Here is a 17,223-nt window from a genome sequence, read left to right as displayed (position 1 = left end):
CCACTCCTCGAGCTGCGCCGCCGCCACCGGGCGGCAAAACAGATAGCCCTGCATCACCGCGCAGTCATGTTCCTGCAGCCATTCGCATTGCTCGCGCGTTTCCACCCCTTCGGCGACGACCTTCATGTCGAGGCTGCGCGCGATGCTCAGCACCGAGCGCGTGAGCGCGGTCGCTGAGTCGCTGTTCTGCAGGTCTTGAACAAAGCTCTGGTCGAGCTTGAGTTCGCTGAACGGCAGCCGGTGCAGGTGACTCAGGCTCGAGTAGCCGGTGCCGAAATCGTCCAGCGACAGCTGCATGCCGCGCGCATGCAGCGCATGCAGGTTGGCCGTGGTCGCGGCGCTCGCATCCATCATCACGCTTTCGGTGATTTCCAGCATCAGGTCGCGCGGCTGCAGTGCGTGGCGCGCCAGCGCGGCGCCGACCTGATCGGCGAGACTGGGGTCGTGGAAATTGTGCGCCGACAGGTTGATCGCGAGCTGCGGCACGGCCAGCCCCGCGGCGCGCCAGCGCGCCATCTGTGCGCAGGCGGCGTCGAGCAGCCAGTGCGTGAGCGCCTGGATCAGCCCCGCGTCCTCGGCCACGGCGATGAAGCGCGCGGGCGAGACTGCGCCCCATTCGGGGTGGTTCCAGCGCGCCAGCGCTTCGACGCCATGCAGCCGGTGCGTGTGCCGGCCCAGCACCTGCGGCTGGAAATTCAGATGCAACTGCCGGCGTGCAATCGCTTCGCGCAGGTCGCGCTCCATCGCCATGCGTTCCTGGGCCTGCACGCCGAGCTCGGGGCTGAAACGGCACCAGCGCGAACTCGGCTGCTTTTTCGCCGCGTACATCGCCTGGTCGGCATGGCTCAACAAGCTGGGAATGTCGGTGCCGTCCTCGGGGTAGAGCGCGACGCCTATGCTGGCCTGGGGCAGATGCTGCAGGCCCTGGTGCACGAAAGGCGCGGCGATGCTGTCGAGCAGTCGCTGCGCCATGGCAACCGCCTGATCGCTGCCGGCGCCTGGCAGCAGCAGCACGAACTCGTCGCTGGCCAGCCGGCCGGCGATATCGCCCGGCGCCAGATGCGCGCGCAGGCGGTTCGCGGTCTCGCACAACAGGGCATCGCCCGCGGCATGGCCCTGGCTGTCGTTGACCTGTTTGAAGCGGTCGAGATCGACGAACAGCAGCGCGGCCTGGGGCATGCGCGTCTCGCGCAGCGACGCCAGCGCGCGGCGTGCGAAGTCGGCAAACAGCGTGCGATTGGGCAGTTGCGTGAGCGTGTCGTAATACGCGAGCTGGTGGATGCGGTTCTGCTCGGTGTCGCGCGCCATGGCGAGCGTGCACAGGTGCAGGCAGACTTCGACCAGGCGCAAATGCAGGTTGCTCGGGCCGCGCGCTTCGCGGAAGTAGAACGCGAATGTGCCGACAACCTGACCCGCGAGGTTCTTGATCGGACTGGACCAGCAGGCGCGGATTCCGGCGTGAATGAACAGCGGGTGGTAGTCCTGCCAGAGCGGGTCGGTGGCGATGTCGGTCACGGTCACGGGATCGCCCAGGAAAGCGCTGGTGCCGCAGGAGCCAGCCTGCGGGCCTATCAGGCGCCCCTCGATCGCCGCGCCCAGCGCGGGCGGCAGGGACGGGGCGGCGAGCACCCGCAGGCGCCCATTGCCGTCCACGCGCAGCACGCTGGCAATCACATCGGGCGCGATGCGCTCGACTTCGGCGCAGACCAGGGCCATCAGCTGGGGCAGCGGCACTTCGCTCACCATGGCTTCGAGCACCCGGCTTTGCAAGGCCTCGTGGTGCTTGGTGGGCGTGAGGTCGGTGAGCGTGACCACGGCGCAGCCCGCGTCGCCTTGGGGCCGGCCGGGCTGCGGCGGCGGGTGGATGTTGCAGACCAGCGAGACCCAGATCGGATCCCCGTTGCGGTGGTAGCACAGCGCTTCGCCCGTGTAACGGCCGGTGCGCGCCAACTGTTCGTCGATATGCGCGAGCGCGTCCGGGGAAAAGGACTTGCCCAGCAGCAGGTCGCGCGGCCGCCGGCCGCGCGCTTCGTGCAGCGGATAGCCGAACAGCCGCTCGAAACCGGCGTTGGTGTAGACGATGCGGCGCTGTTCGTCGCTGATCAGGATGGCGCAGTCGCTGACGTCCAGCGCCTGCGTCAGGGAGGGCAGTGATGCGGGCAGCGTCAGGCCATGGGTGGCAGGCCCTGGCGCGGGCGGCGATTGGCTGGCGGCTTGCATGGGATGGCGGCACTCCTCATCGTGAACGGGCCGGTCGAGACGGCGGCGCGCGTCAATACAAATCGTATCAATGTGTTGCTCAGGTGCCAAGCACTTCATACAGGCATAATCGCGCGCCATGAGCGGCAATACTTTCGGAACCATTTTCAGCGTCACCAATTTCGGTGAATCCCACGGCCCGGCCATTGGCTGCGTGATCGATGGCTGCCCGCCGGGCATGCCGTTGACCGAAGCCATCATCCAGCATGACCTGGACCGTCGGCGCCCCGGCACCAGCCGCCATGTGACCCAGCGCCAGGAAGCCGACGCGGTCGAAATCCTGTCGGGCGTCTATGAAGGCAAGACCACGGGCACGCCGATCGCGCTGCTGATCCGCAATACCGACCAGCGCAGCAAGGACTACGCGAACATCTCCGAGAGCTTCCGCCCCGGCCATGCCGATTACACCTACTGGCACAAGTACGGCATCCGCGACCCGCGCGGCGGCGGCCGTTCGTCGGCGCGTCTGACGGCGCCCACGGTGGCCGCGGGCGCCGTGGCCAAGCAGTGGCTCAAGGCCCAGTTCGGCACCGAGTTCCGCGCCTGCATGACGCAGCTGGGCGAACTCGAGATTCCGTTCGAGGACTGGTCGCATGTACCCGGCAACCCGTTCTTCGCCCCGGTCGCCGATGTCTCGGCCTATGAAAGCTATATGGACGCGCTGCGCAAGGCCGGCGACTCCTGCGGCGCGCGCATCCGCGTGCAGGCCACGGGCATGCCCGTGGGCCTGGGCCAGCCGCTCTATGACAAGCTCGATGCCGACATCGCCTACGCGATGATGGGCCTCAACGCGGTCAAGGGCGTGGAAATCGGCGCCGGCTTCGCGAGCGTCGCCCAGCGCGGCACGGTGCATGGCGACTCGCTCACCCCGGCCGGCTTCGCGAGCAATCATTCGGGCGGCGTGCTCGGCGGCATCAGCACCGGCCAGGACCTCGAAGTCTCGATCGCGATCAAGCCCACGAGCTCCATCCTGAGCCCGCGCGACTCCATCGACGTGCACGGCCAGCCCACGGAAGTCATCACCAAGGGCCGCCACGACCCCTGCGTGGGCATTCGCGCCGCGCCGATTGCCGAAGCCTTGCTGGCGCTGGTGGTCATGGACCACGCGCTGCGGCACCGCGCCCAGTGCGGCGATGTGCGCCACGGCGTCGCGCCGATAGCGTCCTCGCTGCTCTGAAGGCGCTTGGCACGCAAAAAAGCCATCCCTCGGGATGGCTTTTTCATGGGGTGCTTGAGTTTCTGCCGCCCGGCCGGTGGGGGCTCTATCCTCTACGCACCTCGTCCATCACACTCTTGAAGTCCTCGATGTCTTCAAAGCTGCGATAGACGCTCGCAAAGCGGATGTAGGCGACCTTGTCGAGCTGCTTGAGCTCGTGCATGACCAACTCGCCGATGCGGCTGGACGCCACTTCGCGCAGGCCCAGGTTGCGCAGCTTTTCCTCGATGCGCTCGATCGCGGTATCGACCTGTTCGGTGCTCACCGGACGCTTGCGCAGCGCCAGCGAGAACGAGCCGCTGAGCTTGGCGCGCTCGTACTCTATGCGCCGGCCGTCCTTCTTGACGATGGCCGGGAAGCTGACTTCCGGCCGCTCGTACGTCGTGAAGCGCTTGTCGCAACCGCCGCACTGGCGGCGGCGGCGGATGAAGCCGCCGTCTTCCGCCTCGCGGGTCTCGACCACCTGGGTGTCAGGATGGCTGCAAAAAGGGCACTTCATGGCTCAGGGCGGACCGAATAGCGAGAGGCTTAGTCGCGGTAGACGGGGAAACGCGCGGTCAGCGCCGCGACCTTGGCGCGCACCGCGGCCAGGTTGGCTTCGTCCGTCGGGTTCTCCAGCACGTCGGCAACCAGATTGGCCGTCAGGCGGGCTTCTTCTTCCTTGAAACCACGCGTGGTCATCGCGGGCGTGCCCACGCGGATACCGCTGGTCACCATCGGCTTTTCAGGATCGTTGGGGATGCTGTTCTTGTTGATGGTGATGTGGGCCGCGCCCAGAGCGGCTTCCGCGGCCTTGCCGGTGATGCCCTTGGCGCGCAGGTCGACCAGCATCACGTGGCTTTCGGTGCGGCCGGAAACGATGCGCAGACCGCGTTCGATCAGCGTTTCAGCGAACACTTGTGCATTCTTCACGACCTGGGCCTGGTAGGCCTTGAACTCGGGCGTCAGCGCTTCCTTGAAGGCCACGGCCTTGCCAGCGATGACGTGCATCAGCGGGCCGCCCTGCAGGCCGGGGAAGATCGCCGAATTGATGGCCTTCTCGTGCTCGGCCTTCATCAGAATCACGCCGCCGCGCGGGCCGCGCAGGCTCTTGTGGGTGGTGGTCGTGACCACGTCGGCGTGGGGCACGGGGTTGGGGTAGACACCCGCGGCGATCAGGCCGGCGTAGTGGGCCATGTCGACCCACAGGATGGCGCCGATTTCCTTGGCAATCTTGGCGAAGCGTTCGAAATCGATGCGCAGCGCGTAGGCCGAGGCCCCGGCAATGATCAGCTTGGGCTTGTGTTCACGCGCCTTGGCTTCCAGGGCGTCGTAGTCGATCTCTTCCTTGGCATCCAGGCCGTAGGAAACGACGTTGAACCACTTGCCCGACATGTTCAGCGGCATGCCGTGGGTCAGGTGACCGCCTTCTGCCAGGCTCATGCCCAGGATGGTGTCGCCGGGCTTGAGGAAAGCCAGCAGCACGGCCTGATTGGCCTGGGAACCGGAATTGGGTTGCACGTTGGCGGCATCGGCGCCGAACAGCTGCTTGACGCGGTCGATGGCCAGCTGCTCGACCACATCGACGTTTTCGCAGCCGCCGTAGTAGCGCTTGCCTGGATAGCCTTCGGCGTACTTGTTCGTGAGCTGGGAGCCCTGGGCTTCCATCACGGCAGGCGAGCAGTAGTTCTCGCTGGCGATCAGCTCGATGTGATCTTCCTGACGCTGGTTTTCGGCCTGGATGGCGGCAAACAGTTCGGGGTCGGCTTTTTCAACAGTGATATTGCGGTGGTACATGGCAGTCCTATGAACTTGTAGTCCCTTGAGGCCAAGGGCTGCCCAGGCGAACGGCGGAACGCTTCAGGCGGGATCCGTTATGCCTGGGCGGTACGCTCCCCGGTGGTTCACGGATGACATCCGCTGGTTTCCACGTCAGCGGCAGCCCGGTCTTTCGACCTCCTGGACTGCGCCTATCGCCAGTTGCGTACCCCGGTAGTGTAGCTGAGCCCGGATGCCCGTGCGGCAAAGGGCCTGCTGCGAATGCGCGCAGCGCGGGGTACTTCGATCAGAGGTTGGTGTTCAAAGCGACCTGTTCGCCGGCGCTGGCGACAGGTTCGGCCGCGGGGGCGGCCAGGGGAGCGGTCTGCTTGACGGTGAGCAGCGGCTGGGCGGGAACGACCGCCGGGACAGGGCGCAGGCCCGCGGCCTGGCGCAGGCGGTTGTGCTCGGCGAGCACCTTGGCCGCATAGCCGCCGTCGTTGGGCAGGTTGGCGGCGCCGACATAGTGGCGCAGGCCGCCCTCGACCGAGCCCGCGCGCGCAATCGCGTCCTTGAGCACCTTGACGCCCACGCGCAGGTTGGTCACGGGGTCGAAAGCTGCGAGGCGGCCGCCGAAGTTTTCATACTTGTCCGTATGCACGCTGGTCATGACCTGCATCAGGCCCTGGGCACCGACGGAACTTTGCGCAAAGGGATTGAAGCTCGATTCGATGGCCATGATGGCCAGGATCAGCGTCGGATCGATCTTGTTGCTCTGGCCCAGCGAGTAGGCTTCGGAGACCAGCGCGGCCAGCGGCTCGGGCGCGACGCGGTACTTCTTGCTGAGCCAGAAGGCGACAGCGGCCTGCTCGCGCGGCAGGTCCTTGGGATTGCTCGCCGTGGCGCGATCGATGGCATCGGGCTCGGTGGGCATGTCGATCACGGCCACCTGGCGCGCCTGCAGCCAGTCGCGCAGATGGGCTTCGCCTTCGAGGCGCAGGTCGGGGCGGGCGAACAAGGTGATGGCCACGAAGGCCACGGCCAGGCCCAGCAGGGCAAAGCCGTTGTGGGTGATATCGAGAAAACCGTCGGTCACGTCGGACGCAAAGGTTCGCACTCCAGCGAAAGCTTTCGCTAATGCAGGCATATTGATTCCTTTCAAGAGGCGTCACCCCGCTTTGTTGACCCGTGAGGGGGCATGGGGCGAACGCCTAGATTGGCGCGCTGCAATCCTTGGGTACGGTGCCGGAAAGGCATCGAAGGAAGTGGTCTGAGCACTTGCGTGCAGCGAAGAGAGGGTCTCTTTTTCGAGAATGGCGGATTCTAGAAGTTCACCTAATGCTAAGTCAATACTATAAAAAATAGTTGTTAGATTTAAAATGCATATAAAAAGCTGTATGGAAACGCATATTTCCGGCGTTTTGTCCCCTGGAATTTTCGGATTGACAGCTGTTTGTGACAGTCCTATTAAGTTTTTTGGATCATTGCAAAAACTCATTGGATTGCTGCATTGCAGCTCGCTTATTCTGTACCTGACTGCCATGGCAGTTGACTGCTGGAAGAGCGTTGAAAGGCGGAACGGCACTTAATCTGTCAGTTCCTGTCCTTTGACTGTCTCCTAAGGCCTCCAGGGAGCAATCGATGCTTCCACGCAACCAGGACCATCCTCTCCCGGTTGCAATCCCCACGGCACAGGACTTGGAGCCTGCCGTAAAGCCCGGTCATCGGCCCTGCCGCTGACCGGGCTTTCTATTTGTGCAGTCCGCAATGCAGCTGGGCCGGCAGCCCGGCCCTGGGATCGAGATGCTGCCGTTGGGAGGCCTGCATCTGGGGGGCGCCGCTCTTACTTTTGCTCACTCTGGTTTTCTGGTGCAATGGCGCCTGCGCAGCGCCTCGGGCAGCGCGCAGTGAATACTTTGAGCACCCCATGAAACCTTTGAATAGAAAACGGGCCTTGCGCCACGCCGCGCTGGCGCTGTCGGCCCTTCTCGCGCTGTGGCTGCTGCTGTGGCTGGCCGTGCCCGCCGTGCTCAAAAGCCAGATCGAGCGGCTGGGCGCGGAAAAGCTCGGCCGCGCGGTGACGCTCGAGTCCGTGCAATTCAAGCCCTGGACGCTCGAGCTGGCGCTCAACGGCCTGCGCATCGACGGTCTACCGGGGGCCGCCCAGCCGCTGCTGTCCGTGCAACGTATATATATGGATGCGGAAATGCAGTCGCTGCTGCGCCTGGCGCCGGTGCTCGATGCGATCGAAGTCGACGCACCGGTGCTGCATCTGGCGCAGACCGGCGCGGGTCGCTATGACATCGACGATATCCTGCAGCGCCTGGCCGATTCCGCCGCGCCCGATGACAAGAGCGGGCCGCAGCGCTTTGCGCTCTACAACATCAAGGTGCAGGGCGGTTCGGTGGATTTTCAAGACGCGCTCGTCGAGCGCACGCACCAGGTGCGTGACCTGCAACTGAACCTGCCGTTTCTGAGCACCCTGGCATCGGCGCGCGAAGTGCGCGTCGCGCCGCGGCTGGCGTTCGCGCTCAATGGCAGCGAGTTCGATTCCTCGGCTTTGAGCACGCCTTTTCTCACCACCCGGGCCACGCAGCTGCGCCTGGCGTTCAAGGACCTGGACCTGGCCGACTTCGTCGGCTATTTGCCCAAGGCGCTGCCGGTACAGGTCGTCGCGGGCCGGCTCGATGCGGATCTCGAAATCGGTTTCGAGCAGGTCGAGCAGACGCAGGTGCAGGTGCGCGGCCAGCTCGCGCTGCACCAGACGCAGTTGCGCGATGCCCGGGGCCGGGAGCTGCTGCAGTTCGAGCGCCTGGATGTGGCGCTGCGCGACCTGCAGCCGCTGCGCCAGCAGATCCTGGTCGATTCCGTGGTGCTGACGCAGCCGCGCGTGCAGGCCGGGCGCGATGCGCGTGGAGTGATCAACTGGCTGGCGCTGGGCGGCCAGGACCAGGCCACGCCGGCGGGCGCGGCCAGTCCCTTGCCCTGGCAGGTCGAGGTCGCACAGATCAGCGTGGAGCAGGGCCGGGCCGAGTGGCGCGACCAGTCGGCCCAGGCCGGCGCCCAGGGCGCGCATCTTCTGCTTACCGATATAGCACTGCAGGCGCGCGCGCTGGTGCTGCCGCTCACGCAGCCGCTGCAGTTCGCTGGCCGCATGGCGCTGGCTTCGGCCGCGGTCAAGAGCGATGCCGTGCCCGGCATGCTGTCCTTCAAGGGCCAGGCCACGGCAACGCAAGGGCAGGTCGGGGTGGTGCTCGAATCGCTGCCGCTGAATCTGGGCGCTTCCTATTTGTCGACCCAGCTCAAGCCCCAGTTGCAAGGGCGGACCTCGGCGCAGCTGGGCCTGGCCTGGAACGGCGCTGCGACCGTGGTCAAGGTCGCGCGGCTGGCGCTCGACGACCTGGCGTTGCAGGATCAGGCCGCGCCCACGCGCATACGCCAACTGCTGCTGGAAGACGCCGATCTGCGCCTGCCCGCGCAGCAGCTGCGCATAGGGCGGCTGACGCTGAACCAGCCCGTGGTGGGCGTGCAGCGCGACGCCCAGGGCCGCTGGATGTTCGAGCCCTGGCTCGCGGCTTCGGCCCCTGCGCCGGCATCGCCTCCGGGTCCGCAGCGTCCCTGGAGCCTGCTGCTGCAAAGCCTGGTGATCGATGGCGGGCAGGTGGACTACCGCGATGCGCTGCCCGTGCGTCCCGTGCAATGGCAGGCCAGCGGCGTGGTGCTCAAGGTCAAGGACTTCGCGCCGCTGTCCAGGACCGAGAAAGCGTCGCCGCTGCAGCTGTCGCTGCGCCTGGCCGGCGGTCGCCGCGCCCAGGCGGGCAGCCTGGCCTACGACGGCAGCCTGCGCGTCGCGCCGCTGCTGGTGCAGGGCACGGTGCGCGCCAGCGACCTGCCGCTGCACGCGTTCGAACCATATATAGCGGATCTGCTCAACGTGCGCGTGCTGCGCGCCGACGGCGGTTTCTCGGGAAGCCTGCGTTATGAGGATGCGCAGGGCGGGCCACGGCTGTCGCTGCTCGGCGATGCGCAGCTCAACGATCTGCGCGTGCGCGCCGCGCAGCAGGGCGCCACCGTCAATCCCGTGGGCGTGAACCTCGCCGGCAGTGAAGACCTGCTGCGCTGGAAAGTGCTCGCGCTGCGCGGCCTGGACCTGGCGCTGGCGCCCGGCGTCGCGACCCAGGTACGGCTGCGCGAGACCGCGCTCAGCGATTTCCATGCGCGCGTGATCGTGCAGCCCGGTGGCCGCATCAACCTGCAGGACATCGTCAAATCCCGCGCGCAGCAGGCCGCCGAGCAGGCCGAGCCTGCGGCCGACGGCGTGCAGACAGTCGGCGCGCCGGCGGTGGTGCCCGCGGGGCCCGCACCCGTGGTGCATGTCGGGCCCGTGGTGCTCAGCGGCGGAACGGTCGCGTTCTCCGACTATTTCATCCAGCCCAACTATTCGGCCGACCTGAGCGCGCTGGCCGGGCGCCTGGGCGCGTTCTCGTCCGAGACCTTGCCCGATCAGCCGCCGCAGATGGCCGAGCTCGAGCTGCGTGGCCGCGCCCAGGGCACGGCCAATCTGGAAATCACCGGCCAGCTCAATCCACTGGCCAAGCCGCTGGCGCTGGACGTCACGGCGCGCATGAGCGACCTCGAGCTGTCGCCGCTGTCGCCCTATGCAATCAAATATGCAGGCCATGGCATAGAGCGCGGCAAGCTGTCGATGGACGTGAATTACAAGGTCCAACCCGATGGCCAGCTGACGGCGAGCAACCGGTTGGTGCTCAACCAGCTGACGTTCGGCGAAGCCGTCGAAGGCGCGCCCGCGAGCCTGCCCGTGCGGCTGGCGACGGCGCTGCTCGCGGACCGCAATGGCGTGATCGACCTCGATCTGCCGATCAGCGGCTCGCTCAACGACCCGCAGTTCCGCCTCGCTCCCGTGATCTTCAAGATCATAGGCAACCTCATCATGAAAGCCGTGACTTCGCCTTTCGCCTTGTTGTCGGGCGCGTTCGGCGGCGACGCCGCCAGCTCGGGCGCGGTGGTGTTTGCGCCGGGCAGCGCGGCGCTCGATGCGGCGGCCAGGCAGTCGCTCGACAAGATCGCCCAGGCCTTGCACGAGCGCCCCGCGCTGCAGATGACTGTGGTCGGCGAAGCCGCGCTCGACGCCGAGCGCGCCGGCTGGCAGCAGGCGCAGGTGCAGCAGATGCTGCTCGCGGAAAAGCGCCGCAGGGCGTTGCGCGCGGGCCAGGCGGCCGACAGCATCACGGCGGTTGCTCCGGCCGAGGAAGCAGGCTTGCTCAAAGCGGTGTACGCTCGCGCCGATATCAAGAAGCCGCGCAATGTGCTTGGAATGGCCAAGGATTTGCCCGACAATGAAATACGAACGCTGTTGCAGGCCCATGTCCCTGTGCCTGACAATGCAATGCGTGAGCTGGCTTTGGCGCGTGCCGTGGTGGTGCGCGACTATCTGGCTGCGCAGGAATTGTCCCTCAAGCGCCTGTTTCTCGGGGCGCCCGTACAGCCCGCGGCGGGCCCGGATTGGCAGCCGCAGGCCCGGTTGGAACTGGCTCTGCGGTGATTCAGTTTGGGCTCTGCGCAAATAACAGCGAAAATAACTCTTTACTCACTGCGCCGTCCGCGGCGCAGAACAGGTTCTTCCGGCCCATGTTTTGGGGCCGTGAGAGCCTATTCCATTGAAAAATGTCTTCTCTTTCTCCACGTAGCAACATGTCCGACGCCCCTGAAGTGAACCCGGCCCTGGCCAAGACCTCTGAAACGCATCCTCTTGATGCGCTGACCGGCGGCGCGTTTTCCGCAGAAACCTCGGGCGAACGTGCTTCGCGCGTGCGCGACTGGCTCGCCACGCAACCTGCGCATGACCAATTGCAGGAAGTGTTCAAGGAACTCAGCGTGCGCGACAAGAGCGCCGCGCGCGCCGTGCGCGAGCGCCTGGACGAATTGCGCCGCCTCGAGACACAGGAAAAGATCGGCGTCGAATGGGCGCAAAAAGCCCAGCAGCTGCTGTCCGCCGACACGCTGAACATCGCCGACGCCACGGCCTGGCAGCGCGAAGCCGCCAAGGCCGGCGCACCGCTGTCGCGCGAGCCGCTGTCGTCGTTCAAGAACCAGCTGGCCGAGCGCGTCAAGGTCATCGAAGACCTGCAGCACCGCGTGCAGGTCCAGCGCGAAGCCGCCGTGTTGCTGGCGCAGCGCATCGAAGTGCTGTCGACCAAGCCCTGGCGCGATGCGCTGACCGCACTCGACGCGCTGAGCGTCGATGTCGCGCACTGGCAATCCCAGGCAGGCGAGCTCACGGGCGATGCCAACTGGGTCAGCGTCGACGCCAAGTTCCCGCCCCAACTCGAAAACTCGCGCAAGCAGCTGCTGGTGGTCTGGGATGCGTTCCAGTCTGCCCTGGCGCTGACGCAGGCCGCGGCACAGGACGAACAGGCCGAGCTGCCTCCCGTGCCGATCTGGGCCGATGAACTGCGCGTCGCGCGTGGCCTGCCCACGGAAGCCGCCGCCGTCGCCGCCAAGACCGCGGCCGCGCCCGCCAAGCCGCCTGCCGCGCCGCGCGCCAAAGCCGCTCCCAAGGTCGCTGCCGAAGTCGTCGAAGCCGCAGCCCAGTCCGTGCGCCAGGCGCTGGCCGACTTGCTCGCGCTGACCAAGGCCGCGCCCGCCGCCGCTGCCGAAGCTCCCGCAGCGCAGTCCGCGCCGGTGGAAGCTGCCCCGGCCGAAACCGCGCCGGTGGAAGCCGCCGCTGCCGAGACGGCTCCTGTCGAAGCCGAGGCTGCGGCAGCCGAAGCTGCGCCAGCCGAAGCTGCGGCAGCCGAGGCTGCGCCAGCCGAATCCGAAGCTGCGGCAGTCGAAGCCGCTCCCGCCGCCGAAGCTGCACCTGCTGCCGCACCCGCGGCCGGCGGCGCCGGCAAGCTGGGCAAGGCGATTGCGCAACTGCGCGCCGTGCTCAAGCAGCAAGGCCGCCATATTGACGCGGCACTGGGTGCCGACGTGAATGCAGCGCTGCTGGCCGCGGGCGATGCCCAGGGCTGGCAAGGCTGGAAGGCCGACTCGGTGCGCGAAGAACTCGTGGCCCAGGCCGAAGCCCTGCTCAACCGTCCCGACGGCCAGGCCCTCGGTGGCCGCAAGATGCAGGAATCGCTGCGCAACCTGCGCGAGCAGTGGAAGCAGGCCGACCAGGGCGCTGCGGCCAACCATGCGCTGTGGAAGCGTTTCGACGAAGCCTGCAACGCCGCGCACAAGGTGGTCGAAGGCTGGCTGGATCGCGTGCGCAGCGAAGCCGCGAACAACAAGGCCCAGCGCCTGCAGCTGATCGAGGAAGTCAAGGCCTGGGCGGCCGAGCACGCCGCTTCGACCGACTGGAAAGCCATGTCCCGCAGCCTGCGCCAGTTCGGCGAACGCTGGCGCGATGGCGGCCATGTCGGCGAGAAGATGTTTGCCGAACTCCAGCCGCTGTGGAAGCAGGCCATCACGGCCGCCGAAGCGCCTTTGCACACGGCCCAGAAGGCCAGCCTCGCGCGTCGCCACGCAATGATCGACGAAGCCGTGGCATTGGGCGAAGCCGCTACGCTGCGCATCGATGCCGTCAAGTCGCTGCAGCAGCGCTGGCAGGCCGAGGCCCAGGCCGTGCCGCTGGACCGCAAGCACGAGCAAAAGCTCTGGGACGCGTTCCGCAAGCCTTTGGACGACGCATTCAACCGCAAGGGTGCCGATCGCAACAGCCGCGCCCAGGTCGAGCTCAGCGAGCGCGATCGCCAGGTGCTCGACGCATCCAAGGCCCTCGAAGCCGCGAATGCCAGCGGCGATGCCCAGCAGATCCGCGCTGCCATGGCCGGCCTCGAAGCCGCGCTGCACAGCCAGGCACAGGCCCAGGAATCGGCCAAGGCCGATGCCGCAGCACCGGCAGGGGCTGCCGAGGACGCGCCCAAGCCGGCCGCGGTGTCCAAGCCCGTGGTGGCGGTGCGCGGCGATGACCGCCCCGGCATGAAGAAGGAAGCGCCTGCGGCCGCGGGCCGCCCTGGCCGTCCCGGCGAGCGCCGCGACAGCCGTGACGCGCGTCCTGGTGACCGCGGCGGCCGCTTCGGCGAACGCGCCGACCGTCCCATGCGCGAAGACCGTGGCCCGCGTCTGGCGGACCCGGCTTTCCGCGCCCAGCGCGACGCGCTCGAACATGCCCAGATGGCGCTGCGCAAGCTCGCCGTGCAAGCCCATGGCGAAGCCCTGACCCAGCTGCTCAATGCCTGGGAAAAGCGCGATGCCGAGCAGCTGCCCAGCGTGCAGGACTTCGGTGGCCGGGTGTCGCCGCAAGTGCGTGGCGCCTGGGCGAAGTCGGTGGCCGCGCCTGTGTCCGGCGACGCGGGCGAAGCCCTGCTGCGCCTCGAAATGGCAGCCGATGTTCCCACGCCAGCCGAGCTGATCACCGCGCGCCGCACGCTGCAGCTGCAGCTGCTCACGCGCCGCAACGATCCCGCGCCTGCCGAGACCTGGGGCCAGGATGCGGCCCGCGTGCTCGCCAGCGCGCGCGACGAGGCCAGCGCCCGCCGCCTGCAGAACGCGCTGAAGGCCTTGCTGCGCAAGTAAGCGCGCCGTGCCGCGTTTGCGGCAGCTGCGAAAAAGCCACTCCTCGGAGTGGCTTTTTTTATGCGCCAAGGGCATGGATGTGGCTGACACATGCCGCGGTTACAAATGCCGCGCAGCGGTGGTGTTGACACGCTAATTACAAAAAGTTATGGTGTGGGGTGTTCGCGGATCTTTAAGTCATGATGACTCGAAGGTCTGCCGGCACTGCTTGCGGAGCCTCTCCCAATGCAGTCGTTTTTCTCGCCGGCACAGTCCGGCAGGCCGGATCTCTCCGGCCCCCTTGCCACGTCACGCTTTTCCAGGCAGCGCCCCTAGACCAGGCCCGCTGCGCTGCGTTTGAAGCATTCGGCAGGCACGTCATCACATCGTTCAGTGTCTGCCGGCAGCCCTTGAAGTTCGCCGGGCCGGCGCATGCATTTTCGCCACGCGCTTTTCCAGGCGGCTTCATCGGCTGTTGGCACCGCGGTTGCCGCTTTTCGGGGCGCAGCCATGTTCCATCCTAAAAAGAAGCCACGCATATGACCACAGAAGTCGATCCATGGGCAACGCCAGTACAAGGCGGCGCCGCCGTTTCCTCGCCTTGGGATGCCGCGCCCGATCCGGCGGCGGCCGCTGCCGACCCCTGGGCCGCTCCCGCCAGCCAAGCCACGGCCGCGGACGACCCCTGGGCCGCTCCCGCTCCCGCCGCCGACCCCTGGGCCGCGGCTGCTCCCGCCAGCGATGCAGCGGACGGCGGCGATTGGCTGGCGGTCATGCCGGGCGACGCGCAGGCGGGCGGCGCGGTTGTGGATCCAGGCTTTGCGCTGCAGCAGCTCTGGGATGGTTCGCTGCCGCTCGAAAGCTGGATCAACCAGGGCCTGGGCTGGGTCGTCGAACACTTTCGTCCTCTTTCCCAGGCCGTGCGTGTGCCCATCGACGCGACACTGAGCTGGGTCGAGGGGCTGCTGACCGGCATGCCTATGCTGGCCATGATCTGCCTGCTGGGTCTGCTGGCCTGGCAGTTCGCGGGCCGCCGCATCGCCTGCGGTGCCGTCGTCGCGCTGCTGCTGGTCGGCATGCTGGGCATCTGGAACGAAGCCATGGTGACCTTGTCGCTGGTGCTGACCTCGCTGTTCTTCTGCATCGCCATCGGCCTGCCCATGGGGATTGCATTGGCGTCCAGCGACCGAGCACAGCGCTGGAGCCGACCGTTCCTCGATGCCATGCAGACCACGCCGGCTTTCGTCTATCTCGTGCCGGTCGTGATGCTGTTCGGCATTGGCAACGTGCCCGGCGTGATCGTCACCATCATCTTCGCGCTCGCGCCGCTGGTGCGGCTCACCAATCTCGGAATTCGCCAGGTGCGGCCCGACCTGGTCGAGGCCGCGCTGGCCTATGGCGCATCGCCGTGGCAGCTGCTCACGCGGGTGCAGCTGCCGCTGGCCATGCCCTCGATCATGGCCGGCATCAACCAGGCGCTGATGCTGTCTCTGTCGATGGTGGTGATCGCCTCGATGATCGCCGTCGGCGGCCTGGGCCAGATGGTGCTGCGCGGCATAGGCCGGCTCGACATGGGTCTGGCCACTGTCGGCGGCCTGGGCATCGTGCTGCTGGCGATCACGCTGGATCGTTTCACCCAGGCGCTGGGTGCGCCGCGCCGCGGCACGCACCGCTGGTGGCAGACCGGCCCCGTGGGGCTGGCGCTGCGCATCGGCGGGCGCCTGCGGGCGCGCCGCCATGTGCCGACCGAGCCCGTGTATCGCACTCAGGCGCCATCGGCATGACGCCTTTGCCTTTTCCATTCCTCAACCATCGCCTTCGCGCGAAGAAAGTCTCCCACTGATGCACATTTGCAAAATCGTCCGTCCGCTTCTGGCTGCAAGCCTTCTCGCCGTGGGCCTCGGCGCGCACGCCGCCACTGATCTGCCCGGCAAGGGCGTCAAGGTCCTGCCGCTGCAAAGCGCGCTTGTCGAAGAGTCTTTTCAGACATTGCTCGTGACGCGCGCGCTGCAAAAATTGGGCTACGACGTGCAGCCTATCAAGGAAGTCGAGTACCCGATGGCGCATATTGCCGTGGCCAACGGCGACGCGACCTTCATTGCCAATCACTGGAATCCGCACCACGCCGAGTTCTACAAAAGTGCGGGCGGCGACGCCAAGATGACGCGCAAGGGCGTCTACGCGGCGGGAGCGACCCAGGGCTACCTGATCGACAAGAAGACCGCCGATCAATACAAGATCACCCACCTGAGCCAGCTGGCCGACCCCAAGTTGGCGAAGCTGTTCGACGCCAACGGCGACGGCAAGGCGGATCTCGTGGGCGCGAGCGCAGGGTGGGGCGGGGAGGCGGTGATCGAGCACCAGCTGACCACGTTCAAGCTGCGCGATACGGTGTCCTATACCCAGGGCAACTATCCCGCGCTGATCGCCGACACGGTCGCGCGCTTCAAGCAGGGCAAGCCCGTGCTCTATTACGCCTGGACGCCTTACTGGCTCAGCAATGTGCTGCGCCCCGGCCAGGATGTGGTCTGGCTCGAAGTGCCGTTCTCGGCGATGCCGGGCGTGCAGGCCGGCACCGACACCAAGCTGCCCAACGGCAAGAACTACGGCTTTCCGCTGAACAATGAATACATAGTGGCCAACAAGGCCTTTGTGGAAAAGAATCCTGCTGCGGGCAAGCTATTCGAAGTGATGTCGCTGCCGCTGGCTGACATCAGCACGCAGAACCGCCTGATGCACGACGGCCAGAACCGCCAGCAGGACATCGAGCGCCACACCGACAGCTGGATCAAGGCCCACCAGAAGACCTTCGATGGCTGGATTGCCCAGGCCATGGCCGCCGCGAAGAAATAACCCTTCGGCATAGCCTGCGAGCCGCCGTCCGCTGGAGGGCGGCTTTTTTGTTCCGGGGAGCAGGGGCGAAAGCCAAAGCGGATGCACAAAAGAAAAAGGCCGTTGCAGTTGCAACGGCCTTTTAAAATGGTGCCCAGAAGAGGACTCGAACCTCCACGATGTTACTCGCTAGTACCTGAAACTAGTGCGTCTACCAATTCCGCCATCTGGGCTCTCAGGAATAAATGAATTATAGGGGGCGTTTTTGGGTCCAAAAGGAAAAAAGCGAAATTTTTCTTTATTTGGTGATTTCAGGCGGCAGGGCCTGCGGGCCACCATTCGACAGGCTCAGGGTGAACGGGTTGTAGGCCATCAGGTCAGCAGGTCATCGGGCCAGCCGGGCGTGAGGGGCAGGGAGTGCATTGGCGTGCCTGCAATCATTCGGCAGCGGCCTGTCGACTATCGTTTCTTCATGCCGAGCGCGTCGAGCGTGGTTTGCGCCGAGCTTGCGAGATGCCGTTCGCGCCGAACTTGTCGATTCCCGTTCGTGCTGAGCTTGTCGATTCCCGTTCGTGCTGAGCTTGTCGATTCCCGTTCGTGCTGAGCTTGTCGAAGCA

Annotated in this window: 9 protein-coding genes, 1 tRNA gene and 1 riboswitch; of the genes, 5 read left to right on the top strand and 5 right to left on the bottom strand. The window is 66.4% G+C overall.

All coding sequences use genetic code 11. From position 1 onward, the window contains the following. On the bottom strand, nt 1-2,220 hold a 2,220-nt coding region (locus RR928_RS20760), incomplete at its 3' end, for a sensor domain-containing protein (protein ID WP_332684055.1). Between the two features lie 118 nt (nt 2,221-2,338). On the opposite strand from RR928_RS20760, the gene aroC reads away from it, so the two are divergent. Next, the gene (gene aroC / locus RR928_RS20755) at nt 2,339-3,436 is read left to right on the top strand and encodes a chorismate synthase (protein ID WP_332540190.1); all 1,098 of its coding nucleotides are present in this window, start codon (nt 2,339-2,341) and stop codon (nt 3,434-3,436) included. A gap of 85 nt (nt 3,437-3,521) precedes the next feature. Here aroC and nrdR read toward each other — a convergent pair whose 3' ends face one another. The 3 genes from nrdR to RR928_RS20740 form a co-directional block, all read right to left on the bottom strand. Then, complete coding sequence (nrdR, locus tag RR928_RS20750; protein WP_332540191.1) at nt 3,522-3,974, bottom strand: transcriptional regulator NrdR; 453 nt, start codon at nt 3,972-3,974, stop codon at nt 3,522-3,524. A 29-nt stretch (nt 3,975-4,003) separates the two neighbouring features. After that, entirely contained in the window at nt 4,004-5,251 is a 1,248-nt protein-coding gene (glyA, locus tag RR928_RS20745; protein ID WP_184277463.1) for a serine hydroxymethyltransferase, read from the bottom strand. Between the two features lie 33 nt (nt 5,252-5,284). Further along, a riboswitch (ZMP/ZTP riboswitch) is annotated at nt 5,285-5,448 on the bottom strand. A gap of 71 nt (nt 5,449-5,519) precedes the next feature. Beyond that, nucleotides 5,520-6,359 carry a lytic transglycosylase domain-containing protein gene (locus tag RR928_RS20740; RefSeq protein WP_332539786.1) on the bottom strand — a complete coding sequence of 280 codons (840 nt, stop codon included), beginning with the start codon at nt 6,357-6,359 and terminating at the stop codon, nt 5,520-5,522. A 780-nt stretch (nt 6,360-7,139) separates the two neighbouring features. Here RR928_RS20740 and RR928_RS20735 point away from each other — a divergent pair. From RR928_RS20735 to proX, 4 genes are all read left to right on the top strand, one after another. Next, nucleotides 7,140-10,775 (top strand): DUF748 domain-containing protein, encoded by a 3,636-nt coding sequence (locus RR928_RS20735; protein ID WP_332684052.1) that lies wholly within the window; start codon nt 7,140-7,142, stop codon nt 10,773-10,775. Between the two features lie 149 nt (nt 10,776-10,924). Continuing rightward, nucleotides 10,925-13,795, top strand: coding sequence for a DUF349 domain-containing protein (locus tag RR928_RS20730; RefSeq protein WP_332539783.1), 2,871 nt, complete (start codon nt 10,925-10,927; stop codon nt 13,793-13,795). A 518-nt stretch (nt 13,796-14,313) separates the two neighbouring features. Further along, nucleotides 14,314-15,558, top strand: coding sequence for a glycine betaine/L-proline ABC transporter permease ProW (proW, locus tag RR928_RS20725; RefSeq protein WP_332549436.1), 1,245 nt, complete (start codon nt 14,314-14,316; stop codon nt 15,556-15,558). Between the two features lie 58 nt (nt 15,559-15,616). After that, the gene (proX, locus tag RR928_RS20720; RefSeq protein WP_332684050.1) at nt 15,617-16,627 is read left to right on the top strand and encodes a glycine betaine/L-proline ABC transporter substrate-binding protein ProX; all 1,011 of its coding nucleotides are present in this window, start codon (nt 15,617-15,619) and stop codon (nt 16,625-16,627) included. Between the two features lie 127 nt (nt 16,628-16,754). Here proX and RR928_RS20715 read toward each other — a convergent pair. Then, a tRNA-Leu gene (locus tag RR928_RS20715) sits at nt 16,755-16,839 on the bottom strand. Nucleotides 16,840-17,223: the final 384 nt, after the last annotated feature.

It is taken from the genome of Comamonas sp. (assembly GCF_036666375.1).
In the GTDB taxonomy this organism is placed as follows: domain Bacteria; phylum Pseudomonadota; class Gammaproteobacteria; order Burkholderiales; family Burkholderiaceae_C; genus Comamonas.
The sequence above is the reverse complement of the archived record's forward strand: the minus strand, read 5'-3'. Positions and strand labels throughout refer to the sequence as shown.